At 74.4% G+C, this 23,212-nt stretch carries 18 protein-coding genes and 1 pseudogene; 4 read left to right on the top strand and 15 right to left on the bottom strand.

Translation table 11 applies throughout. The annotated features are described in order from the left end of the window. Positions 1-39: 39 nt before the first annotated feature. From ACIRQY_RS17475 to ACIRQY_RS17445, 7 genes are all read right to left on the bottom strand, one after another. Entirely contained in the window at positions 40-1,458 is a 1,419-nt protein-coding gene (locus ACIRQY_RS17475; RefSeq protein WP_403926361.1) for an SWIM zinc finger family protein, read from the bottom strand. 69 nt (positions 1,459-1,527) lie between these two features. Beyond that, the gene (locus ACIRQY_RS17470) at positions 1,528-3,123 is read right to left on the bottom strand and encodes an alkaline phosphatase D family protein (protein ID WP_403926358.1); all 1,596 of its coding nucleotides are present in this window, start codon (positions 3,121-3,123) and stop codon (positions 1,528-1,530) included. A gap of 299 nt (positions 3,124-3,422) precedes the next feature. Further along, a complete protein-coding gene (locus ACIRQY_RS17465; RefSeq protein ID WP_403926356.1) occupies positions 3,423-4,997 on the bottom strand; it encodes a PLP-dependent aminotransferase family protein in 1,575 nt (524 codons plus the stop codon). Positions 4,998-5,102: 105 nt separating this feature from the next. Next, entirely contained in the window at positions 5,103-6,002 is a 900-nt protein-coding gene (locus ACIRQY_RS17460) for a DUF4184 family protein (protein WP_403926353.1), read from the bottom strand. Positions 6,003-6,444: 442 nt separating this feature from the next. Next, positions 6,445-7,320, bottom strand: coding sequence for a hypothetical protein (locus tag ACIRQY_RS17455; RefSeq protein WP_403926351.1), 876 nt, complete (start codon positions 7,318-7,320; stop codon positions 6,445-6,447). Beyond that, positions 7,317-7,655, bottom strand: coding sequence for a PadR family transcriptional regulator (locus ACIRQY_RS17450; RefSeq protein WP_351783626.1), 339 nt, complete (start codon positions 7,653-7,655; stop codon positions 7,317-7,319). The genes ACIRQY_RS17455 and ACIRQY_RS17450 overlap by 4 nt, the downstream gene beginning before the upstream one ends. Positions 7,656-7,775: 120 nt before the next feature. Beyond that, complete coding sequence (locus tag ACIRQY_RS17445) at positions 7,776-9,404, bottom strand: hypothetical protein (protein WP_403926348.1); 1,629 nt, start codon at positions 9,402-9,404, stop codon at positions 7,776-7,778. 295 nt (positions 9,405-9,699) lie between these two features. On the opposite strand from ACIRQY_RS17445, the gene ACIRQY_RS17440 reads away from it, so the two are divergent. Beyond that, the gene (locus tag ACIRQY_RS17440; RefSeq protein ID WP_403926346.1) at positions 9,700-10,809 is read left to right on the top strand and encodes an EamA family transporter; all 1,110 of its coding nucleotides are present in this window, start codon (positions 9,700-9,702) and stop codon (positions 10,807-10,809) included. A gap of 157 nt (positions 10,810-10,966) precedes the next feature. Here the strand turns inward: ACIRQY_RS17440 and ACIRQY_RS17435 are convergent, their stop codons facing one another. Continuing rightward, the gene (locus ACIRQY_RS17435; RefSeq protein WP_403926343.1) at positions 10,967-11,797 is read right to left on the bottom strand and encodes an alpha/beta fold hydrolase; all 831 of its coding nucleotides are present in this window, start codon (positions 11,795-11,797) and stop codon (positions 10,967-10,969) included. Between the two features lie 123 nt (positions 11,798-11,920). Here ACIRQY_RS17435 and ACIRQY_RS17430 point away from each other — a divergent pair. Continuing rightward, a pseudogene (locus tag ACIRQY_RS17430) lies at positions 11,921-12,799 on the top strand (RNA polymerase sigma-70 factor); the annotation flags it as partial. A gap of 503 nt (positions 12,800-13,302) precedes the next feature. Further along, positions 13,303-14,043 carry a GntR family transcriptional regulator gene (locus ACIRQY_RS17425; protein ID WP_351783633.1) on the top strand — a complete coding sequence of 247 codons (741 nt, stop codon included), beginning with the start codon at positions 13,303-13,305 and terminating at the stop codon, positions 14,041-14,043. 43 nt (positions 14,044-14,086) lie between these two features. On the opposite strand, the gene ACIRQY_RS17420 is transcribed toward ACIRQY_RS17425, so the two are convergent. From ACIRQY_RS17420 to ACIRQY_RS17405, 4 genes are all read right to left on the bottom strand, one after another. After that, a complete protein-coding gene (locus ACIRQY_RS17420) occupies positions 14,087-15,238 on the bottom strand; it encodes an ROK family protein (protein WP_351783634.1) in 1,152 nt (383 codons plus the stop codon). Positions 15,239-15,768: 530 nt separating this feature from the next. Then, complete coding sequence (gene mug, locus ACIRQY_RS17415) at positions 15,769-16,266, bottom strand: G/U mismatch-specific DNA glycosylase (protein ID WP_403926338.1); 498 nt, start codon at positions 16,264-16,266, stop codon at positions 15,769-15,771. A gap of 62 nt (positions 16,267-16,328) precedes the next feature. Then, the gene (purB, locus tag ACIRQY_RS17410) at positions 16,329-17,771 is read right to left on the bottom strand and encodes an adenylosuccinate lyase (RefSeq protein WP_351783638.1); all 1,443 of its coding nucleotides are present in this window, start codon (positions 17,769-17,771) and stop codon (positions 16,329-16,331) included. Positions 17,772-17,856: 85 nt separating this feature from the next. Further along, entirely contained in the window at positions 17,857-18,639 is a 783-nt protein-coding gene (locus ACIRQY_RS17405; protein WP_403926334.1) for an SGNH/GDSL hydrolase family protein, read from the bottom strand. Positions 18,640-18,703: 64 nt separating this feature from the next. Between ACIRQY_RS17405 and ACIRQY_RS17400 the strand changes: the two genes are divergently transcribed. Next, a complete protein-coding gene (locus tag ACIRQY_RS17400; RefSeq protein WP_403926331.1) occupies positions 18,704-19,729 on the top strand; it encodes a maleylpyruvate isomerase N-terminal domain-containing protein in 1,026 nt (341 codons plus the stop codon). A gap of 97 nt (positions 19,730-19,826) precedes the next feature. On the opposite strand, the gene ACIRQY_RS17395 is transcribed toward ACIRQY_RS17400, so the two are convergent. The 3 genes from ACIRQY_RS17395 to ACIRQY_RS17385 all read right to left on the bottom strand — a co-directional run bounded on the left by ACIRQY_RS17395 (position 19,827) and on the right by ACIRQY_RS17385 (position 23,079). After that, positions 19,827-20,846 (bottom strand): hemolysin family protein, encoded by a 1,020-nt coding sequence (locus tag ACIRQY_RS17395; RefSeq protein WP_351783644.1) that lies wholly within the window; start codon positions 20,844-20,846, stop codon positions 19,827-19,829. Then, positions 20,843-22,183 carry a hemolysin family protein gene (locus ACIRQY_RS17390; RefSeq protein WP_351783646.1) on the bottom strand — a complete coding sequence of 447 codons (1,341 nt, stop codon included), beginning with the start codon at positions 22,181-22,183 and terminating at the stop codon, positions 20,843-20,845. The genes ACIRQY_RS17395 and ACIRQY_RS17390 overlap by 4 nt, the downstream gene beginning before the upstream one ends. Before the next feature lie 470 nt (positions 22,184-22,653). Further along, complete coding sequence (locus tag ACIRQY_RS17385; RefSeq protein ID WP_351783648.1) at positions 22,654-23,079, bottom strand: GNAT family N-acetyltransferase; 426 nt, start codon at positions 23,077-23,079, stop codon at positions 22,654-22,656. Positions 23,080-23,212 lie beyond the last annotated feature (133 nt).

Raw genomic sequence — 23,212 nt, 5'->3', positions numbered from 1 at the left:
ACCCCAGCAGCTCCGACCACTCCAGCAGCTCCGGTCGGCTCAGCCATTGCGGTCACCGGCGCTCCGTCCGCCGACCGGCGTCTCGGCGGGCCCGGTGGCGGCGGCCGTCGCGCCCCGGCGGACCATCCGCACCGCGAGCGCGTGCTTGCACGGGCCCCGCCTGCCCTGGTGGTCCGCCCACCACGGGCAGGTGCAGCTGAGCACCCCGTCCGACTCCCGCACCCGGTAGCGCCGCTCGCCCGAGACCACCGTGGCCAGCGGGCCGTCCAGCTCCACCGCGCCCTCGGAGACCAGCCGCCGGGCGCCCACCAGACGCGGATTGTGCCGCTCGGCGCGGTCCGCGTCGTACGGCAGCTCCCGGTGGAAGTAGGCCGCGTCCGCCACGTCGTACCCCACCCGCCCGGCCGTGCCGAGCCGGACCAGGGCCGCGCGCACCCGGCCGATGCCGAGTCCGGCCCGCGCCGCCAGCTCCGCCAGGTCGATCCTGGGCTCCCAGGCGAGGAGGACCGAGACCAGCTCGGCGTCCTGCGCCGCCTCCTCCGTGGCGAGGGCCTCCAGGACCCCTCCCTCGCCGGAGAAGCCCCGTGCCGGGTCGGGCGAGAGCGTCAGCGTCAGCCGCATCCCCGGCAGGGCCACCTCCCAGGCACTGGACGTGGCCAGGGCGCCGTCCGGCACCGGCCCGTACACCCGCAGGCCCGTCGCGTACCGCAGCACCCGCTCCAGGGCGACCAGCCGGTCCGGCCCCGGCAGGCACACCGCGTCCGCCCCCGGCCGGGTCGTCGGACGCAGGGTCCGGCCGGACCGCGTCACCCACAGCGGACCCCGCCCCCGGGCCTGGCCGCGCGGCAGCGACCGGAGGAACCGCACCGCCTCCGCCCCGGAGAGTCCGGCCCGCAGGTCGAACCGGGCCGAGGCGACCTGCGCCTCGGCGAAGCCCCGCAGCCAGCGGTCCGGCAGCGGGACCTTCTTCTCCACGACCGCCCCCGTCAGCGTGGTCACCGCCAGCTCCTCGGGGCCGACCCGCAGATGCAGCGGATCGTCCCCGGTCATCCGGGACAGCGCCTCGCGCAGCGGGTCGTTCACGTCGACGTTCGTCGTCCCGTGTCCCGTCTCCGCACCCCCGAGGCCCTCTTCGAGGATGTCCAGGCGCGCGTACACCCCGCCGCAGCCGGAGAAGGACTCGAACCGCAGCCGGTCCCCGTTCCCCGTCACCACCGGGTCCAGCGACCCGGGCCGTATCCGCTGGTGGTAGCGGGCCGCCGCCACGTCGGCGACGGCGAGCAGACCACGGGCGGCGACCTGCGGCGCGGCCAGGAAGCCGGAGAAGAAGCGGGGATGGGCCTCGGCACCCCGGGGCGTGAGGCCCCCCGCCGTCTCCAGGCCGAGCAGCCGGCCGGAGCCCGTGGACTCCAGCGCGGACGGGCGGACGTAGGCGAGCGCCTGTACGGATCGCGTCATGTCTACGACGGTAGGGCGAGGCACTGACAACGGCCCTGCTCCGGCCACCGCACCGCCCCCGACCAGGAGTTACTGGCCGACCCGCCCCGGCTGGAGCACCTTCGTGAACAGGACGGCCCCGCCCTCGGCCCGCAGCCGGACGGTCAGTTCGCCGCTGTGCCCGTCGATGTCGACCTCCCCGAAGTACTGCGGACTCTCCATCGGCGACACGTTCGCCCGTTCCGGCGCCCGGACGAACACCCGCTCGGGTCCGAAGGTCGCGTCCAGCGCGTTCGCGGGGAAGCCACCGGCGGCCAGCGGCCCGGACACGAACTCCCAGAACGGCGCGAAGTCCTTGAAGGCCGCGCGCTCGGGCGCGTAGTGCTGGGCCGAGGTGTAGTGCACGTCCGCCGTCAGCCACACCGTGCCGGTGACCCGCCGGTGCTTGACGAACCGCAGCAGTTCCGCGATCTGGAGTTCACGCCCGAGCGGGGCGCCCGGGTCGCCCTGCGCCACCGCCTCGAAGTCCGCGGCGCCGTCCGTGACGACCAGACCGAGCGGCAGGTCCGCCGCGATCACCTTCCACACCGCCGTGGACGCGGCCAGCTCCCGCTTCAGCCGCCTGAGCTGCTCGGCGCCGAGGATGCCGGTGGTGTCGTCCGGCTGACGTCCGGGGGAGTTGGCGTTCCGGTACGCACGCATGTCGAGGACGAACACGTCGAGGAGCGGGCCGTGGCGCACCACCCGGTGCATCCGGCCGCCGGGGGAGCCACCGCGCGCGTGGAGGGTGGACACCGGGGTGTACTCGGTGAACGCGCGCAACGCGCGCGAGGCGAGGACGTCCACGTCCTTCTCCGTGTACCGCGCGTCGTCCAGGATCTGCCCCGGGTACCAGTTGTTGCGCACCTCGTGGTCGTCCCACTGCACCACCGAGGGCACCTGCGCGTGGAAGGCGCGGACGTTGTGGTCGAGGAGGTTGTAGCGGAAGTTGCCCCGGTACTCGTCCAGCGTCTCCGCCACCTTCGCCTTCTCCGGAGTCGTGACGTTCCGCCAGATCCGGCCGTCCGGCAGGGTGACGCGCGGCTCGATCACTCCGTCGGCGTAGATCGAGTCGCCGCTGCACAGGAAGAAGTCGGGGTCCAGACGGCGCATCTCCTCGTACGCGCGGAATCCGCCGATGTCCGGGTTGATGCCCCAGCCCTGCCCGGCGATGTCCCCCGACCACAGGAAACGGACCCCGTCCCGGCGCCGCTCCGGAGCCGTCCGGAAGGTGCCGGTGACCGGCTCGCCCGTGCGGCGCGGGTCGTCGGGGTCCGCGAGCGTCACCCGGTAGTGGACCTGTTCCCCGGCGGGCAGGCCGCACAGCGCCGTGGTGCCGGTGAAGTCCGTGCCCGCGCCGACCAGCGGCCCGTGGTGACGGCGCACCCGGCGGAACGAGTCCGTCGCCGAGGTCTCCACCAGCATCCGCGCGGGCCGGTCGGCACGCACCCAGACCAGACCGGAGGAGGCGGTGACGTCACCCGCCCGCACGCCCCACGCGGCGCCCGGGCGGCCCGACAGCGCGAACGCCGGTGCGGCGGGGCCGACGGCACCGCCGAGCGCGAGGGCGGCGGAAGCCGCCAGCGAACCGCGCAGCACGCCTCGACGCGCGGGGGAGGGGGAACTGCCGGGTACGGGCTGGGACATGGAAGGGGCCTCCGGGGGTCGTGTCCTGGCGGTCGGTACGTCACCCCATGCCTAACGACCGGGAACGGCGCCCGCGCGAACCCCGCGTGAACAGACGGCCGGCACCGGAGCCCGCACCGCTGCCCGGAGGCCGGTGGGGGCTTCGACGTGGCTGAGTGACACGGCCGGGTGCCGGTGCCGGTGCCGGTACTGGTGGTGCCGGTGCCGGGTGCCGGTGCCGTGCCGTGCCATGCCGTACGAGCGGGCGTCGGCGCCGGGTTCTGTGGGCGGGTCCCGTCTCGGATCCGCCCTGCCCCGGGTCATCCCTCCCCGGTCGCCCCGACCGCCTCCGCCAGCAGGCGGACGCCCGTCGTCAGCGCCGACGGCGGCAGATGCGCGTACCCGACGACCAGGCGCACGTCCCCGTCCGTGGGGCGGGCCGTGCCGTGTTCCTCCAGGGCCCGCAGCGCCACCCCGGCCGCCGACGCCCGCGCCAGGAACCGTTCCGGCGGGCCGAACCGGCCCGGTACGCGCGCGATGACGTGCAGCCCGGCCGCGATCCCGCTCACCCTGGTCCCCGGCAGGTGCTCCGCGAGCGCGGTGAGCAGCGCGTCCCGCCGTTCCCGGTAGGCCCGTTGGCAGCGGCGCAGCTGCCGGTCGTACCCGCCGCGCGCCACGAACTCGGCGAGCACCGCCTGGTCGAGCACCGGATTGCCGAGGTCCATCGTCCGCTTGCGTTCGACGACCTCGTCGAGCAGTGCCTCAGGCACCAGTGTCCAGCCCAGCCGCAGACCGGGCGCGAGCGACTTGCTGACCGATCCCGCGTAGACCACCCGCTCCGGATCGAGGCCCTGGAGCGCGCCGACCGGGGCCCGGTCGTACCGGAAGTCGCCGTCGTAGTCGTCCTCCATGACGTATCCGTCGACGGCCCGCGCCCAGTCGAGCAGTTCCGCCCGGCGCTCCGCCGACCAGCCGATCCCGGACGGGAACTGGTGGGAGGGCGTCACGACCACCGCCCGTACGCCGGACGCGGCGAGCGCCCCGGGCCGCAGCCCCTCCTCGTCCAGCGGAAGCCACACCGTGTCCAGGCCCGTCGAGGCGAACAGCCGGCCGTGCTCGGGGCTGCCCGGGTCCTCGATGCCGATCGTGTCGAGGCCCCGGGCCCGCAGGACGAACCCGAGCAGCGTCGACGCCTGCGCCACGCCCGAGCAGACCACGAGCCGCTCCGGATCGGCGACGACGCCCCGCCGTCTGGTCAGCATCCCGGCCAGAACCTCGCGCAGTTCGGGCAGCCCGCGCGGGTCCGGGTAGCCGAGTGCCGGGTGGGGCAGCCGGGACAGGACGGCCCGGTGTGCCGCCGACCAGGCGGCGCGGGGGAAGAGCGAGAGGTCGGGGGTACCGGGCCGGAAGTCCACCCGCACCCCGGCCCCGACGTGCCCGGCCCCGATGTGCCCGGCCCTGACGTGCCCGGTCCCGATCTGTCCGGCCCCGACGTGTCCGCCCCGCGCGAATCCGCCCGGGGGCGTCCCCTGCCCGTCACGGCCCGCCGTGCTCGCTCCTGTCTCCCCGCCGCCACGCGCGCGCGTGGCGGCGGCCGTCCCGCCGGGCCGCAGCGCGGGGCTCCTCGCGGCTTCGCCCACCCAGGTGCCCGCGCCCCGGCCGCTGCGCAAGTACCCCTCGGCGGTGAGCTGTTCGTACGCCTCGGTGACGAGGCCCCGGGAGACGCCGAGGTCGGCGGCGAGCGCGCGGGTCGACGGCAGCCGGGTCCCGGCCAAGAGCCGCCCGGAGCGGACCGCCTCGCGCAGCGCCTCCTGGAGGGCCCTGCCGCGCCGCCGGGCCGGTGCCTCGACGGCGGGCAGCAGCAGTTCCCAGGCGGCCTTCCCCTGGCTCGTCATCTCCTCCGGCCCTCCCGCCGTTCCCCCGGAACCCTTTCGCCCGGGGGTGTTGCCCGGTTCCGGTCGCCGTCCCCCGACGCCGGGTTCCATGATGCCGCTCCGGTGTCAGCGGTTCCGCCGGAGGGAGCGCCGGGCGTGCCATCCGGCGGAGTAGACCAGCAGAGCGACGGCGAACGCGGCGCCCGCCGTCTTGGCCGCGCCGGTCAGCACCCCCTCGGCGACCCTGCCCCAGGGAGCCTCCACGGTCCGGGTGGGGTAGCTGGTGTCGGTCGAGCCGTCCTCGAAGACCCGGGCGACCGGACGGTCGAGGTCCGCCACGGTCTCGTAGCGGTACAGCGGGAAGTCGGCGCGAGCCTGTACGGCTCCGCCCAGCAGGGCCGTCCCGGCGAGGACGACGGCCACGCCCCACCGTGCGCGGGGGCGCGGCCGGGGCGTGATGCCCTTCCCCGGGTGTGGCGTCCGGCGGCGCCACAGATGCGCGCCGATGGCCAGCAGGCCCCCGGCGGTGCTCACGTACTGGAGCAGCCGGGCGACCGTCAGGCCGCCGAAGGCCGGGTGGCGCAGCGCCGCCACCTGCGTGACGAGGAATCCGTCGGCGTGGGTGAAGGAGTCCCACAGCAGGTGGGAGGCGATGCCGAGAAAGGCGGACAGGAGCAGCCAGAAGCCGTACCGGACGGGGGTGCGCGGGCGGGATTCCGGTACGGGGCCGGTCGGGCCGATACGGAGGGGGAGCAGGGCGGCGACGGGTCTGCGGAGCAGCCGGTAGGCGGCCATCAGGCAGAGGGTGAAGAGCAGGTCGACGGCCAGTCCCCAGCCGGGGGAGTGGGTGTTGGTGGCGTTGAGAAGGGGCTCGTACGCGTCCTGGGCGCTGTCCGAGTAGATGCCGACGGCCCGCAGGAAGTACGGGACGTCGGGGGACATGGCCCCGGCGACCAGGGCCGGAGGGACGAACGGGTGCCGCAGCAGGGGCAGGACGGCGGCGGGGTGGGAGAGCGTGAACGGCACGACGACGGTCTCTCTGTGCGGAGTGCGGAGCCACGGATACGGGCGGGAGGGCGCGGGCGCGGGTCGGCGGCAGCCGCGCCGGAGGCGGGCACGGGCCTGCACGCGTACGGCGCGCGGCGACGATACGTTGAGTAGAGTATTCAGTTCAACGGACTATGGCAATGCGGTCCTGCGGTCGCCGGACCCCGGTCCCTCGGAGCCCCGCCCTCTCCAGCGCCCCGGTCTCTCGGATCCCGGTCCCCGAGATCCCCGGCCCGCCCCGCTCCACCGGGGCGACACCCCCCCACATCCCGGCGCGGCACCTACCCGGCGCGCCCCGGACGACGGAGCGGCCTCCCCGTGGAAACGACAGAACCGCCTCCCCGTGGAAACGACGGAGCCGCCTCCCCGTCGAAGGGAAGGCGGCTCCGCTCCGGTCGGCCGGAACGACGGAGGGGTGGGCTCACCGTCGTCGCCGCACCGCCCGCACCCCCGCCGTCAGCGCGCCCGCCAGCGGCAGGACAAGGAGCAGGCCGACGAAGGGCCAGGGGGCGTAGTGGGCCCAGGTGAGGGCGCCGGTGACCAGGGGCAGCGCGGCCACGGCCGCCGCACCGGTCTCCCGTACCCCGGAGGACCGTCGGCGCAGGGCGACCGTGACCGAGGCGGCGGCCAGCACCAGCACCGGCCAGGCGTCGTAGTCCGTGGTCACGCCGAACACCCCGGTGTCCAGGGCGACGACGGGGAACCACCCCACGGCCGCGACCGTCCCGGCGAGCGCCGACAGTTCCCAGTCGGGCCGCCGGTCCACCGGACAGGCCAGTACCGTGGCGAGGGTCAGCAGCGCCATGGCGGGAGCGAACGGCGACCCGTTGGTCACCTCCGGTGCGAGGGCTCCCTGCACCGCTTCCCCCAGCAGCCCGCACGCGGCCACGGACACCCCCGGCACCCACCGGCCGGACAGGGCGACGACCGCGCCGACGCACACCAGGGCCGCGAACAGCTGGTGCAGTCCCCAGAGGGCGTCGGTGTGGGTGAGCTGGAGCCACGCGGGCGCCGGGGAGCGGACGAGCCCCTCGTACCAGCGGGTGAGGACCAGACCGTCGGCCACCGCGGCGACCGCGAGCGCGAACGGGGCGGCCAGCGCGAAGAAGCGTCCGCCGGGGGACGCCGAGTCGAGCCGCAGCCGCACCCGCAGGGCGTGTCCGGCCAGATCGGCGTCGGCGCGCAGCCGGGCCGCGCGGGGCAGGCCCGTGGTCATCTCCCGGTGCACGTCGGCGATCTCCTCGCCGTACGCGGACCGGTATCCGGCCGGATAGAGACGCAGGACCCGGTCGATCATGCCGGGGCCGCCGCACCGCCCGCCGCGAGCCGCCGCCGGACCTCCCGTGCCGTCGCGGCCAGCCGGTCCGCCTCGGCCGCCAGCCGCTCCCGGCCGGAGGCGGTCAGCGCGAAGGTGCGGCGCGCCCGGCCGCTCACCACTTCCTCCCGCTCCACCGTGATCAGCCCCTCGTCGAGGAGCCTGTCGAGCGCCCCGTAGAGCGCCCCCGTACGGGGCACCACCCGGCCGTCGGTGATCGCCTTGACCTCCTGGGCGATGGCGTAACCGTGCCGGGGCTCGTTCGCCAGCGCGGTCAGCAACAGCAGCGCCAGCTCCTGCATCCCTCTCTCACTCATGGCAACAGAGTATTCCGCCCGGCGGACCACCACCGTCTCCCGGCGCACCGCCACCCGACGGGGGCCGTTCCGCCGGGCCGGTGGCCACGGCGGAACGACCGGACCGTCGTCGGCGCGCGGTCAGCTGTCGGCGCGGAAGGCGCCGTGGACGCGGAGGTTGGCCTGGACCGCGATCAGCTCGTCGTTGGTGTGCATGATCCAGGACGTGCCGTTGCGGACGGACAGGTGTCCGTTGGCGTTGGTCTTCCCGTCGACGCGCACGTTCCCCCGGACGACGAGGTCGGAGGCGGCATCGATCCGCTGGGCGGCGTGCACGGGCCCCTCCGCGTCCAGACGCCCGTGGACGATCAGCCTCGGCGGACCGTCCTGCGTCTCCAGCACGTTGTCGACGGTCAGCCCGCCCTGGAGGGTGAGCCGTTCCTTGACCCGGGCCCGATGGGTGACCAGGTCGTTGAGATCCGCCGTGTCGGCCGCGACGGTTCCCCACTGACGGCTTCCCGCGCCCTGGAACACGTTCAGCCCGGCGGCGGGGAACTCGATCCACCCGTCGGCGGCCGTGGGCCCCTGCACCCACTTGGTGTTGACGCCGTTCAGATCCGCCTTGTCGGCGGAGACCAGGCCCCACTCCTTCCGCCCGTCCTTGCGGACGCTGACCCCGGACTGCGGGAACTCGATCCATCCCTTGCCGCCGTCGACGTCCCCCACCCACGTCGTGTTGACGCCGTTCACCCGGACCTTGTCCGCCGTGACGGTCCCGAGGTCGCCCCCGCCGCCGTGGCCGACCGTGATCCCGTCGGACGGGAACCTGATCCACCCGGCACCGCTGTCCCGCCCGCGCACCGACGTCGCGGCCACGGTCTCGGCGTCCACGGTCGCGGCGGAGACCGTGCCGAGCGCCTGGGCGTCGTCGAGGACCCGGACGCCCCCGGAGGTGAACACGACCCGGCCCTTGTCCGAGGTCCCCTCGACCCACGGGGCGCGCACCCCGTCCGTCGCGGTCACGGTCTCGAACTCGGGACTGCGCAGATGGACGCCGGTGGTGAGGTAGTACCCCGGCCGCTGCGAGCCCGGCGCCCTGGCCAGCAGGGTGTACGTGGCGTCCCGCTGGGGTTCCTGGCCGGGCTTCGGCGACCACTCCCAGCCGTCCGGGCCCTTCGTCGACGTGACGGCCTCCAGGGAACCGTCCGGACCCTGGATCGCGTACGTGAGGGTGGCGGGCCCGTCCCAGCGCAGGACGACGTCCTGGCCCGAGGCCACCAGGGACTGCTTCGGGCGGAAGTTGCGCGGCACCCTCGCCTCCTGCTTGAGCAGGCTCAGCGTGACGGGGTACTTCTGCACGTAGACGCCGCTCGCGGCCCGCTCGGTCACGTGCAGCAGGACGAGCCCCGGCTTGTCGGAGACCGGGAAACCGTCGAGCACCAGGGCCAGGGCCCCGGCCTCCTGGAAGTACGTGTTGTCCTTGGCGGTCACGGTGAGGACCCCGGCGTCGAGGTCCCAGTGGACGGCCGGTTCCTCGCCCGGCCTCGTCGCGGTGTTCTGTCCGACCCGGACCTTGATCGCCTTCGGGTCGGCCGTCAGATCGCCGTCCCCCTGCCCGACGGGCACCCGTATCGTGACGGAGTGCCAGATCACGTCGTTGAAGGTCGGGTTGGAGACGACGATGTGGACCGTCCCCCGGACCTCCTCGCCCGCCTCCGGCACCTGGAGCGGAACCGGGTCGGTGAGGATTTCGTAGTTCAGAGAAGCCACCGCTGAAGACCCCCTGTTTCTGGCGTGCGGACGCGCGCCCCGACGGACGCGGCCCCTTCAGCACAGCACTCGACGAACACCCCGAGAAGCCCCGATCGACCTGACCGGCGCGAAACCGCCGCGCACTGACCGAAACGGGACAAGGCACGACGGCGAGCCCGTCCGCGCCGCCGGAGCCCGGCCCGGCCGGGGACCCGTGAGCGGCCCGGAGACCCGTGCCCCGGCGAAGTGGTCCCCGATGGCACGACGGAAGTGGACCTTCAACCGGACCACTCCGCTTCCTAGCGTCGGAGGCATGAACGCGAACGCCCTGCGCGGGGTCCTCCTGGTGACCCTCGCCTACGCCCTCGTCGGCGCCTCCTTCACCGCCAACAGCCTCCTCGGCGCCTACCCGTACGCCGGTGGCCAGGCACTGCGCTACGCCGCAGCCTGTCTGCTCCTGCTCCCGCTGCTCGGCCGGGGCGGGCTCGCCCCGCTGCGCACCCTGACCGCCCGTCACTGGGGCCGCCTCGCCGCCCTCGCCGCCGTCGGCATGATCGGCTTCAACCTGGCGGTCCTCGCCGCCGAACGGACCGCCGAACCCGCCGTGCCCGGCGTCCTCGTCGGCTGCGCCCCGGTCGTCGTCGCCGTCCTCGTCCCGCTCGTCGAAGGCCGCAGGCCCGCCCCCGTCGTCCTGTACGGAGCTCTGCTCGTCGCCGCGGGGGCCTTCACCGTGCAGGGCTGGGGGCGCACCGACCTGGCCGGGATCGGCTGGTCGGTGGCGGCGCTCCTCGGCGAGGTCGGGTTCACCGTGCTGGCCGTCCCGGTGCTCAGACTGCTCGGCCCCAAGCTGCTCACCGCCACCGTCTGCGGGGTGGGCGCCGTCGAGGCGGCACTCGTCGGGCTGGTCGTCGACGGCTCCGGTTTCGTCCGGATGCCGACGGGAGTCGAGACAGGAGCCCTGCTGTGGCAGGCGATCCTGGCCACCGTGGTCGGCTTCGTCCTCTTCTACATGGGGGTCCAGCGCGTCGGCATGGAGCGGGCCACCCTCTTCACGGGGGCGATCCCGATCGCCGCCGCCCTCAGCGCCGCCCTGGTCGGCGGCGGCTCCTTCGGCCTCCCGCAGGCGGCGGGCAGCCTCCTGGTGGGAGCGGGTGCCGCCGTCGGCACCGGACTCATCGGCCGCCGGAACAGGACCGGGCCCGCCTCACCCGGCCACCGTGACGGGCCCGCCGGGGCCGGGGCGGGCCCGGTCGGCGACCGGAACGAGCCGGGGGGATCCGTCGGCGACCGGGGCGAGGCGGGAGGCCCGGTCGGCCACCGGAACGAGCCCGACCGCCCGGGAACCGACCCCCTCGACCGCCCGGACAGGACCACCGGCACGAAGACGACCGAGACGGATACGGCGACCGCCGAGGCCACCTGAACTCCTGGATCCCCTGGATCCCCTGGATCCCCTGGATCCCCGAGACCGGGACCCTCAGGACCGCGATCCCCACGACCGCGATCCTCGTGACCGAGGGCCGGCGCGCCCCCCCCACGACCCAGCCTCCACTGTCCGAGCGCTCACCCCCACCACCCGGTCAGCGGCTCCCGTCCAGCAGGACGCGGGCGACCAGGGCCGGATCGTCGTTCATGGGCACATGGCCGCAGCCGGGCAGCCGTACGAGCCGCGCGCGGGGGAGCGTCCGCTTGGCACGGACGCCCTGCCGGGGCAGCAGCAGCCGGTCACGGGTGCCCCAGGCCACGGTGACGGGCACCCCCGGCATGTCGTCGCCGAACACCACGTCCCGGCCGGCGGCCAGGGTCCGGGCGAAGCCGGGGGCCCCGCGCAGCGCCAGCGTCTCCGCGCGGACGGCCCCGGCCGGACGGCGCCCCGGGCGCGCGTAGATGGTGCTGGTGAGCACGGTGCGCCCGGCGGGCGTCCGGGACAGCCGGTCGATCAGCGGCACCGGCAACGACCGGGCCGCGCCCCGCATGGCCCGCAGCGTGGCGAAGGCGTAGTGCCGCTCGGCCTCCGACCAGAAGCCGGCGGGGGAGAGGGCGGTGACCGAGCGGGCCCGGCCCTCCCGGCCGAGGTGGAGGGCGAGCAGCCCGCCGAGCGAGTTGCCCGCCACGTGCGGCCGTTCGGCGCCGAGGGCCCCGGCGAACGCGTCGAGCACCCGGCCCACCGTGCCGAGGTCGTAGGCGCAGCCCTCGGGCAGCGCGTCCGACGCCCCGAAGCCGGGCAGGTCGACGGCGATCACGTCACGGTCGGCGGCCAGCACGTCGAGCACCGGCTCCCAGGCCTGCCAGTGGTGCCCGATGCCGTGCAGGAGCAGCAACGGCTCGCCCGTGCCACGGCGTTCGTACGTGAGGGTCAACGGGCGGGGGCCCGCCGGGGTCCCGGTCGTGAGCGTGATCCGTTCGGGCATGCGGACTCCTTGTCCTGGTGGTCTCGACGCGAGAATTACCGATCGGTAGCCACGAGTTCAAGAGGGCGGCCGGAACTGGACAGCGCGCCCCGGGTGGGCTGGGATGGACGGGTGCCCACCGACATCCCGACCGACACCCTGACCGAAGTCTTCGAGGAGCACCGGCCGATGCTCCTCGGCGTCGCCTACCGGATGCTCGGCCGCACCGCCGACGCCGAGGACGTCGTCCAGGAGGCGTGGCTGCGCTGGACGGGCGGGGACCGGGCCGAGGTCCGTGAACCCCGCGCCTTCCTGGTGCGGATCACCACCCGGCTCGCCCTCGACCGGCTCCGTCAGGCCCAGGCGCGCCGGGAGTCCTATGTCGGCCCCTGGCTGCCCGAGCCCGTCGTCACCGACTTCGGCCCGGCCGCGCCCGACACCGCCGAGCGGGCCCTGCTCGCCGACTCCGTCTCGCTGGCCGTCCTCGTCGTCCTCGAATCGCTCTCGCCCCTGGAGCGGGCCGTCTTCGTGCTGCGCGAGGCCTTCGGCTTCCCGTACGGCGAGATCGCCACCGCGCTCGACCGTACGGAGGCGGCCGTGCGGCAGCTCGCGGGGCGGGCCCGGCGGCACGTCGAGGAGGGCCGGCCCCGTTACGACGTCGATCCGGCCGAGCGGCGCGACCTCACGGAGCGGTTCCTCACCGCGGCGGCGGGCGGCGACCTCGGCGGGCTGCTCGCCCTGCTCGCCCCGGACGCGCGCCTCGTCGGCGACAGCGGCGGCAAGGCGAAGGCACCCCTGCGGATCATCGAGGGCGCCGACAAGATCGGCCGATTCCTCGCCGCCACCTCGCAGGGCGCGGACACCCTCTACGATCTGCGTCTCGTCGAGGTCAACGGGGCTCCGGCGGTCGTCGGCCTCCTCGACGGGCGGCCCGACAGCCTGGTGCAGATCGAGGTGCGCGACGGACGCGTGCAGTGCGTCTACATCATCCGGAACCCCGACAAGCTCACCGGTCTCACCGGTCTCACCGGTCTCACCGGCGGGACCGAGGGGACTGGCGGGACGGACGGGACCGGCGGGACCAGCGAGTCCGGCGGGACCGGCCCCGGGAGGCTTGCTGATCCCAAGGGACCCGTCGATCCCGAAGGCCTCACCGGACCTGAGGGACCCGTTGATCCCGAAGGTCTCATCAGCCCCGAGGGGCCCGCCGGTCCCGGAGGACTCGGGGGCCCCGGGGCCCCCTGAGGTCTCCTCCCGGCCCCTTCCCGCACCGTGATCGCGCCGATCGGCCGGAACTCGCCCCGTCTCCCGACCAGGAGACGGGGCTTTTTGCTGCGCGGGGCTCACGGGACCGCGAACGTCCTGTGAACGATCTAGGTCAGAGGTCCACATTTGGGCCCGGAGGGCCGAGGATTGGTCTTGACCAAGGGGTGTGCTCGCCTTATGGTCGCAGAGTTAGTGCAGGAACCTTTAATAAACAAGGGCGCGGAAACGCCGCGGGACACGGCGAATTGCGGAGGATCAGGGTGGGGACCACGCAGCTGGCATCGGTGCCGGAACCGAAGTACCAGCACCTCAAGACAGTGATCGGTGAAGCACTCGACTCGGAGTTCGCCGTCGGGGAGGTCCTCCCCAACGAGCGCGAGCTCGCGGCACGCTTCGGCGTCGCCCGTGCCACGCTCCGGCAGGCACTGGAGCAACTGGAACTGGAAGGCCGGCTCCAGCGGCGCCGCGGCGTCGGCACCACCGTCGCCCCGCCGCGCGTCGGCGTCGACGTCTCCACCACGCAGCACGCCTGGCCGGGCGTCGGTGACGAGGCCTGGCTGCCGCAGGACTCCGCGGCCGACGTGGCCCCGGCCGCCGTCGCACGGGTCCTGGACAGCGGAGCCGAGGAGCGGGTGCACGTCGTCCGCCGCCTCCGCTTCAGCCAGGGACGGCCCGTCGCCGCCGAGCTGCTCTACGTTCCGGCGGACTCCGTCCCCGGTCTCAGCGCCATAGACGCGCCCCCCGGAGCCGCCCGCGCCCGCGCGGTGCTGCGCGAACTCCAGCACCTCGCCCTCGACGGCCAGGACCGCTCCGTGGAGCTGGGCTCCGCCCGCGCGGACGACGCCAGGGAACTCGACCGCCTGCCGGGCGCGCCGGTCCTCGTCGTGACGACCCGCTACCTCTCCGGAGGGCGTACGGCCGCCGTCTCCGTCGCCACCTACCGCGCCGACACCTGCCGACTGACCTTCGGTGACTCCGTCGACCTGCTGATGGCCTCGTAGCAACCGCACCGGACTCCTTCGGACCACGGCCCGCCCGCTGAACCTAGCGGCGGGCCGTTCCGTCGACCGCGAAGAGCTGTTCCTCGACGTGGTCGAGGGCCAGGCGAAGGGCGCCCGTGCCCACCGCCGCCTCGCCGAGCATGGACAGAGCCACCCGGGGCGGTCGCAGACAGAACCGTGCCAGTTCCTCCCGGAGCGGCGGCAGCACGCCGTCCAGACCGGCCGCCCAGCCGCCGACGACCACCAGCTCCGGATCTATCGCGAGGACCAGCGCCGCCACGTCGTGGACGAGACGCTGGATGAACCGTTCCACCGCCGCCTCCGCGCGGGCGTCCCCCTTGCGGGCCAGCGCGAACACCTCGGCGACCGCCTGCTCGTCCAGCGGGTGCAGCGGTTCGTCCGTGGTGGACAGCAGGTGCTCGGGCGTGACGCCCCGGCCGAGCAGGTGCAGCGCGCCGATCTCCCCGGCCGCCCCGCCGAACCCCCGGTGCAGCCGTCCGCCGATCAGCGAACCGGCCCCCGGGCTCAGCCCCGCGAGCACGAACACGATGTCGTCGGAGTCGGTCGCCGCGCCCTTCCAGTGCTCGGCGACGGCCGCCGCGTTCGCGTCGTTCTCCACGATCACCGGGCACCGGAACGAACGCCGCAGCCGCTCGCCCAGGGCGAGGCCCGTCCAGCCCGGCAGGGCCGTGCCGAGGCGGACCGTGCCGTCGGCCTCCACGATGCCGGGGCTGCCGACACCGACGGCCCGCAGATTGGACCGGGCGACCCCGGCCCTGCGCAGTACGTCGGCCACGACCGCGCGGACCCGGTCCAGACGCTCGTCCGCCGGGGCCGTCTCCGACACCTCGCGCGAACCGGCGCCGATGATCCGGCCGTCCAGACCGGAGAGGAGCGCCGCCACCCGGTGCGGGCCTATCTCGATGCCGAGCAGATGCCCGGCCTCCGCGCGGAAGCGGAACCTCCGCGCCGGACGGCCCTGGCGCCGGGCCCCGCCCTCCTCGGGCGCCGCCTCGACGACGAGACCGGCCTCCATGAGCCCCTCGACGACGCCCTCGACCGTGGGCCGCGACAGACCGGTGATCCGGGTCAGATCGGTGAGTGTGGGCGCGTACGCGCCCCGGAGGGCGTGGAGCACCACCGCGGAGTTGATCCGCCGAAGCAGAGAGGGATCCCCGCCGGTCAGCCGCCCCACAGTGTGTCCTCCCAGCTCGCGCACCTCTCTGGGCGGATGGTACTCAATGGGACGGGTCCGGGCGAGTGCCACCCCTCACCCCGTCGGGGACGCAAGGGACGGACCGGTATGTTCCGGTGCGCGCCCGAGGATGTCGGCGGCCCCCTCGGGCGTATCCGGCCGCCGGGTCGACGAAGCGGCGGAAGCTTCCCCGGACGTCGGGCCCGCCGAGCGGACTCCCGCCGGTCCCGGCGGGGAAGAGGAACGGATCGACGTCGTACCGCTTGTCGCGGAGCCGGGTGAAGCCCATGATCACCGGGTGTTGGGGGGGAGACGTCCCTGGCCCCCTCCCGGGACCGGCGGAAGGTCCAGGAGGGTCCGGGCGCCCGCGCGACGACCGTGTCCCCGAGGGCGGGCCCAGGTCGTGGGCGACAGCGATCCACAGCGGACGCGGCCGGGCGGAACCGTCCGCGTCCGGCCCGACCTCGGCGAGGTACCACCCCTCCAACGCGTTGCGGTCCTCGTCGGCCGGGCCCCGGGTTCCTCCGCGGCTACGCCTCCGGCAGCCCCGCGGCCTCCCGGAGCCGGGCGTACTCCCCGGCCATCGTCTCCGCCGTCCAGTGCGCGTTGAGGCCGCTCGGATTGGGCAGCGCCCAGACCCGGGTGGTTCCGATCACGCGTTGCTGCGGTCCGATCGCGGCCTTCGGTTCGCCGAAGGCCGTGCGGTACGCGGTGACTCCGGCGACCGCGAGCCAGCGCGGCGCGAGCCGCTCGACCTTCTCCGCCAGGATCCGGCCGCCCTCCCGGAACTCCTCGGGGCTCAGCTCGTCCGCCCGGGCGGTCGCCCGCGCCGCCACGTTGGTGATCCCGAGCCCGTACGAGAGCAGTTCCTCCTGCTCGTCGGGGCGCAGCCGTCTCGGGGTGAACCCGGACAGGTGGAGAACCGGCCAGAAGCGGTTGCCGGGGCGGGCGAAGTGGTGGCCCGTCGCCGCCGTCATGAGACCCGGGTTGATCCCGCAGAACAGTACGGAGAGGCCGCCCGCGGCCACGTCGGGGACGACGCGGTCACGGGCGGCCTCCAGCTGCTCCTGGGTGAACCGGGGGGCACCGGTCAGAGGATCGCTCCGGGGGCGTAGGCGGCGGCCTCGGGGTGCCGCTTGAGGATCTCCTCGACGCGGGCGACCACGGTGGCGACCTGCTCGGCGGCGGCGCCGGTGAAGGACAGCTTGTCGGCCATCAGCTCGTCGAGCTGCGCCCGGTCCAGCGGGATGCGCGCGTCGGCGGCCAGCTTGTCGAGCAGTTCGTTGCGCTCGGCGCCCCGCTCGCGCATGGCCAGGGCCGAGGCGACGGCGTTCTCCTTGATCGCCTCGTGGGCGACCTCGCGGCCCACGCCCGCGCGCACCGCGCCCATGAGGACCTTGGTGGTCGCCAGGAACGGCAGGTAGCGGTCCAGCTCGCGGGCGACGACGGCGGGGAACGCGCCGAACTCGTCGAGGACGGTCAGGAAGGTCTCCAGGAGGCCGTCCAGCGCGAAGAACGCGTCGGGCAGCGCGACCCGGCGGACCACGGAGCAGGACACGTCGCCCTCGTTCCACTGGTCACCGGCCAGCTCGCCGGTCATCGACGCGTAACCGCGCAGGATGACCATCAGACCGTTGACGCGCTCGCAGGAGCGGGTGTTCATCTTGTGCGGCATCGCCGAGGAGCCGACCTGGCCGGGCTTGAAGCCCTCGGTGACCAGCTCGTGGCCCGCCATCAGCCGGATCGTCTTGGCGATCGACGACGGGGCGGCGGCCAGCTGCACCAGCGAGGTCACCACGTCGTAGTCGAGTGAGCGCGGGTAGACCTGGCCGACCGAGGTGAAGGCCTGCGCGAAGCCGAGGTGACCGGCGATCCGCCGCTCCAGGTCCGCGAGCTTGCCCGCGTCGCCGCCGAGCAGGTCCAGCATGTCCTGCGCGGTGCCGACCGGGCCCTTGATGCCGCGCAGCGGGTAGCGGCCGAGCAGCTCCTCCAGCCGCGCGTACGCCACGAGCAGCTCGTCCGCGCCGGTCGCGAAACGCTTGCCGAGGGTGGTCGCCTGCGCGGCCACGTTGTGCGAGCGGCCCGCCATGACCAGCTCCGCGTACTCGGCGGACAGCTTGCCGAGACGGCCGAGGACGGCGACCGTGCGGTCCCGTACCAGTTCGAGGGAGAGCCGGATCTGGAGCTGCTCGACGTTCTCGGTGAGGTCGCGCGAGGTCATGCCCTTGTGGACGTGCTCATGACCGGCGAGGGCGTTGAACTCCTCGATCCGGGCCTTCACGTCGTGCCGGGTGACCTTCTCGCGCTCGGCGATCGAGGCCAGGTCGACCTGGTCGAGGACCCGCTCGTAGTCGGCGAGGGCGGCGTCCGGCACCTCGATCCCGAGGTCCTTCTGCGCGCGGAGCACGGCGAGCCACAGCTGACGCTCCAGCTTCACCTTCTGCTCGGGGGACCAGAGGACGGCGAGCTCCGCGGAGGCGTAGCGGCCGGCCAGAACGTTGGGGATGCGGGGCTTCGCAGTCACAGCAGTCACGTGGACGCATTCTACTGGTGATTCCTGCAGGCCAGCGCCACGGGCCGGACTGGAGCTTGCTACGAGACGCAGGTCACCCGGGCCGTCACGGGACGGCCGGGGGCTCGTACGGCAGCAGCTCGGGGCGCTTGGGCGCCCGCCCGTCGCCGGACGAGCGGCCCGTGAGCCGTCGGCCGATCCAGGGGCCCAGGTGCTCCCGGGCGAACCGGGCGTCGGTGACCCGCCGGGCCGCCCAGCCGGGGGGCGCGGCCGGGGGCAGCGGGGTGCGCCAGTCCTCCTCGGGCGCGAGGCCGAGCGACTGCCAGACCGCCTCGGCGACCCGCCGGTGCCCGTCGGCCGTCAGATGGAGCCGGTCCACGTCCCACAGCCGGGGGTCGCCGAGCGCGGGAGCCCCGTACAGATCGACGACGAGCGCCCCGTGCCGGGCGGCCAGCGCGTCGACATGGCCGAACAGCTCCTCCATCCTGGGCCGGAAACGCTTCATGACCGGGCCGTCGCGTCCCGGGCTGCGCATCATGACGAGCTGCCCGCAGGCGGGTGTGAGGCGTTCCACTGCCTCGGTGAGGAGGTCCCGCACCCGGACCATGTCGACCTTCGGCCGCAGGGTGTCGTTGAGCCCCCCGACCAGGGTCACCACATCGGCCTGCATGCCTGCGGCCGGGCCGACTTGTTCCTCGACGATCTGTCCGATGAGCTTGCCGCGCACCGCGAGGTTCGCGTACCGGAAGCCGGGGGAGCGGCCCGCGAGACGGCCCGCGAGGACGTCCGCCCAGCCGCGGTAGGAGCCGTCGGGCTTCAGGTCCGACATACCCTCGGTGAAGCTGTCGCCGACGGCGACAAGACTGTTGTACGTGGCATTCATCTCCATGGCGGAGCGATCATACCGCGCGGTATGCGCGGGTGCCGTGGAGCATCCCGGGAGGGGAGACCCGATGAGCGACGCGCTGACGGGCGCACTGGCCGAGGCGCTGGCCGAGCTGGTGACGGCGGTGGCGGCCTGCGACGACGAGGTCCTCGACCCCGACACCGCCGTCGAGTGGCTGGAGCTGACGGGGCACGTCCTCGGCGCGCTCCCGCCCGCCGACCGGCGGACCCTCGACGGACTGTTCCGCGCCGTGGCCCTGCGCCACCCCGAGGGCCCCTGGCGCGACGAGCTGCTGACCCTCTCCGAGGGCTTCGGCCTCACCGAGGACATCCACACCGACGCCTGCGAGGCCGTCGCCGAACACGCCCGCCGCTTCGTCACGGCCGTCCGGGACGCCGACCCCGCCACCCCCGTGTCCACCCGCCCCGGCCGGACCCTCGCGGACCTCACCCGGGACCTCGGCACCCTCCACCACTGGGCCGGACACCTGGTGCGGACCCGGGCCGGCGCCCGCGTCCTGCCCGGCGACCTGCCGCTCGGTCTGCCCGCCGAGCCCGCCGCCTACGCCGACTGGCTCGCCACCACCGCCGACGCCACCGTCCGCACCCTGCGGGCGGCCGACCCGGACGCACCCGTCTGGTCCCCCGGCGGCGACCCGCACGTGCGCTCCTACCCGGCCCGGCTGCTCCGCGAGACCCTCGTGCACCTGGCGGACGCCGGGATCGCGCTCCACGGGGAACCGGGCCCGGCCGACCCCCGTACCGCCGCCGACGCCGTCGACGACCTCCTCGCCGAGCTGCCGTACGTCCCCCGGGCCGCCGAAGCCCTCGCCCAGCTCGACCGCGACGGCGCGGTGATCCGGCTCACGGCCCACGACACCGGCACCGGCTGGACCCTGGTCCTCGGCGGCGGCGGGTTCACCTGGACCCGTGGGGCCGGTGAGGGCCCCGCCGTCCCCGCCGTGCGGGTCGACGCGGGGGCGGGGGAGCTGCTGCTCCTCCTGCACGGCCGGTTCGCCGCCGCCGACCCCCGCTTCCGGCGCACCGGCGACACGGGACTGCTCGACGCCTGGCTGGCCGCCACCGCGCTCTGACCGGGTGTTTCCGGGGCCCGGTCAGAGGCACAGGAACGCCCGAGGGGCCCCGGGATCACTCCCGGGGCCCCTCGGGGTCCGCTCGTCGCGCGGTCGGTCACGGCGCCGCGGGGCGCCCCACCAGTTCGCGCAGCACGTCCTCCATCGTGACGAGCCCGGCGGGCCTGTCGTTCTCGTCGAGCACCGCCGCCAGGTGCGTCCGGCTGCGGCGCATCGCCGTCAGGACGTCGTCGAGCGGGGTGGCCGCCCGCACCCGGGCGATCGGCCGCAGCGCCGACACCGGGAACGGCAGGTCCCGGGGCGTCACGTCCAGGGCGTCCTTCACGTGCAGATAGCCCAGGATGCGGCGCTCGGAGTCGACCATCGGGAAACGGGAGAAGCCCGTCCGCGCCGACAGCGCCTCCAGCTCCTCCGGAGTGGTGCCCACCTGCGCGTACACCACCCGCTCCGAGGGCATCACGACGTCCCGCACCGGACGGCGGCCCAGTTCGAGGGCGTCGTGCAGCCGCTCGGTAGCCCGGTCGTCGAGCAGACCGGCGTCACCGGCGTCGGTGACCATCCGGGCCAGCTCGTCGTCCGAGAACGTCGCCGCGACCTCGTCCTTGACCTCCACCCGCAACAGCTTCAGGAGCGTGTTCGCGAAGGTGTTGATCGTGAAGATCACCGGCCGCAGGGTCCGCGCCAGGGTGACCAGCGGCGGGCCGAGGGCCAGCGCGGTGCGCGTCGGCTCGGCCAGCGCGATGTTCTTCGGCACCATCTCGCCGAGCAGCATGTGCAGATACGTGGCCACGCTCAGCGCGATCACGAAGGAGATCGGATGGACCAGGCCGTGCGGCACACCGACAGCGTCGAACACTGGTTCGAGCAGATGGGCGATGGCCGGTTCGGCCACGATGCCGAGCACCAGGGTGCAGAGCGTGATGCCGAGCTGGGCGGCCGCGAGCAGCGCCGAGACGTGCTCCAGACCCCAGATGACACTGCGCGCCCGCCGGTTCCCGGCCTCGGCCAGCGGCTCGATCTGACTGCGCCGGACCGAGATCAGGGCGAACTCGGCGCCGACGAAGAAGGCGTTGACGACCAGCGTGAGCAGGCCGATCAGCAACTGGACGACGATCATCGGCCGGCCTCCCCGGTCTCGTCCGCGGAGCCGGGCGGCGGCTCGTGCAGCAGGACACGGGCCGCGCGACGGCCCGAGGCGTCCACCACGTCGAGCCGCCACCCGGCGAGCTCCACGCTGTCGCCGACGGCCGGGATGCGCCCCAGCTCATGGGCGAGGACCCCGGCGAGCGTCTCGTACGGGCCGTCCGGCACGCGCAGCCCGATCGCCCCCACCTGGTCGGTGCGGGCGGCGCCGTCGGCGGACCAGAGCTCGCGCCCGTCCGCGTCCTCGCCCGCCCGCGCCAGGTCGGGCGTCTCGTGCGGGTCGTGCTCGTCGCGGACCTCGCCGACGACCTCCTCGACGATGTCCTCCAGGGTGACGACCCCGGCCGTACCGCCGTACTCGTCGATGACGACGGCCATGGTCTGCTTCCCGGACAGCCGGTCCAGGAGCCGGTCGACCGTGAGGGTCTCGGGGACGAGCAGCGGCTCGCGCAGCAGCTCCCCGATCCGGCGCTGGGGCCGTTCCGCGGCGGGTATCGCCAGGACGTCCTTGATGTGCGCGATGCCGACCACCGCGTCGAGGCTGCCCCGGTAGACGGGGAAGCGGGACAGGCCGGTCGCCCGGGTCGCGTTGGCGACGTCCTCGGCGGTGGCCTGCACCTCCAGGGCGGTGACCTGCACGCGGGGCGTCATCACGTTCTCCGCGGTCAGCCCGGCCAGATTGAGGGTACGGACGAACAGCTCGGCCGTGTCCGCCTCCAGGGCGCCCTCCTTGGCGGAGTGCCGGGCGAGCGCCACCAGCTCCTGCGGGGAACGGGCGGACGCCAGCTCCTCGGTCGGCTCCATGCCGAGACGGTGCAGGATCCGGTTCGCGGTGTTGTTGAGATGGCTGATCAGCGGTTTGAACGCGGCCGTGAACACGCGCTGCGGGGTGGCGACCACCTTCGCGACCGCGAGGGGCGAGGAGATCGCCCAGTTCTTCGGGACCAGCTCGCCGACCACCATCAGGACGACGGTCGACAGGGCGGTGCCCAGGACCAGCGCGACCGAGGAGGCGACGGAGGGGGAGAGGCCGACGGCTTCGACCGGACCGCGGATCAGCTTGCTGATCGAGGGCTCGGAGAGCATGCCGACCACCAGGTTGGTGACGGTGATGCCGAGCTGGGCGCCGGAGAGCTGGAAGGTGAGCGACCGGACGGCCTTCAGGGCCCCGGCGGCGCCGCGCTCGCCGCGCTCGACGGCCGCTTCCAGGTCGGAGCGCTCCACGGTCGTCAGCGAGAACTCCGCCGCGACGAAGGCGCCGCACGCCACGGCGAGCAGCAGCGCCAGGAGGAGCAGAAGCACTTCGGTCATCGGTTCACCTCCGTCCCATGATCAGTCAGGGGGCGGAGGACCGCGCGGTGTCGGCCGCCGGTTCCGGTGCGTCGGGGGACAGTACTACTGGGAGGCTCGCCCATGGGCGGACGCTCACACCTTTCGGTCGTGGGTGGCGGGATGAGCAACCATGGTAAAGGACCCGCAAAAGGCCATGGTGATCAGCCCTGACACACACGTGCCGGGCCGACCGGCCCGGCACCGGCGGACCACGCTGCCCCGGGACGCCCTCGCCGACGCGCATACCTCTGCCCCGGGATGCCCGGTCGGTACCCCCTCCCGGTACGGGGTGCCCGGGTGGGGCACCCCGTACCGGCATGGTCTCCCGTACCGGTCGGACGCCTTGTCCCGGGGTGTCCGGTCGACGCGGGCCCGATGCCGACCGGACATCCTGGCCGGGTGTCCGGTCGGCGCCCTCCGGAGCCCGGGGCCTCGGGCCGGGCGTCTCGTCAGCGGGCCAGCGGCTTGACCCACCGGCGCCAGCGGACCTCCCGCTCGTACCCCGCCGCCGCCCACAGCCGCTGCCCGGTCTCGTTCGACTCCAGGACCATGGCGTCCGCCCGGCGCCCGCCGAGCGCGAGGAACCGTTCCTCGGACGCCTTCAGGAGCGCCGTGGAGATGCCTCGGCGGCGGTACGCGGGCAGCACGGCCAGCCGGTAGAGCGTGGCGCGCCAGCCGTCCCAGCCCGCGATGACGGACCCCACGATCCGGCCGTCGGCCACGGCCAGGAGCAGGGCCTCGGGGTCGCGCTCGACCAGCGCGGTCACCCCGCTCGCGTCGTCCGAGACGGACGTCCCCTCGGCGGACTCGCGCCAGAAGGCGAGCACGGCGTCGACGTCGTCGGGGGTGGCACTACGTATCAGCAGATCGATCATGGCCGGATCCCATCACGGAGGGCCACGCCGGTGCCACGGGGTTCCGGCTGCCGGGACGCACGGGGACGCACAGGGGGGCGCGGGACGGGAGGTGTGGGGTGCTCCGGCGCGCGCGGGCTGCCCGGCCGCCGTT

Origin of the sequence: Streptomyces sp. NPDC101490 (assembly GCF_044767145.1) — a bacterium.
In the GTDB taxonomy this organism is placed as follows: Bacteria; Actinomycetota; Actinomycetes; order Streptomycetales; family Streptomycetaceae; genus Streptomyces.
This window is presented reverse-complemented; position numbering and strand designations above follow the sequence as displayed.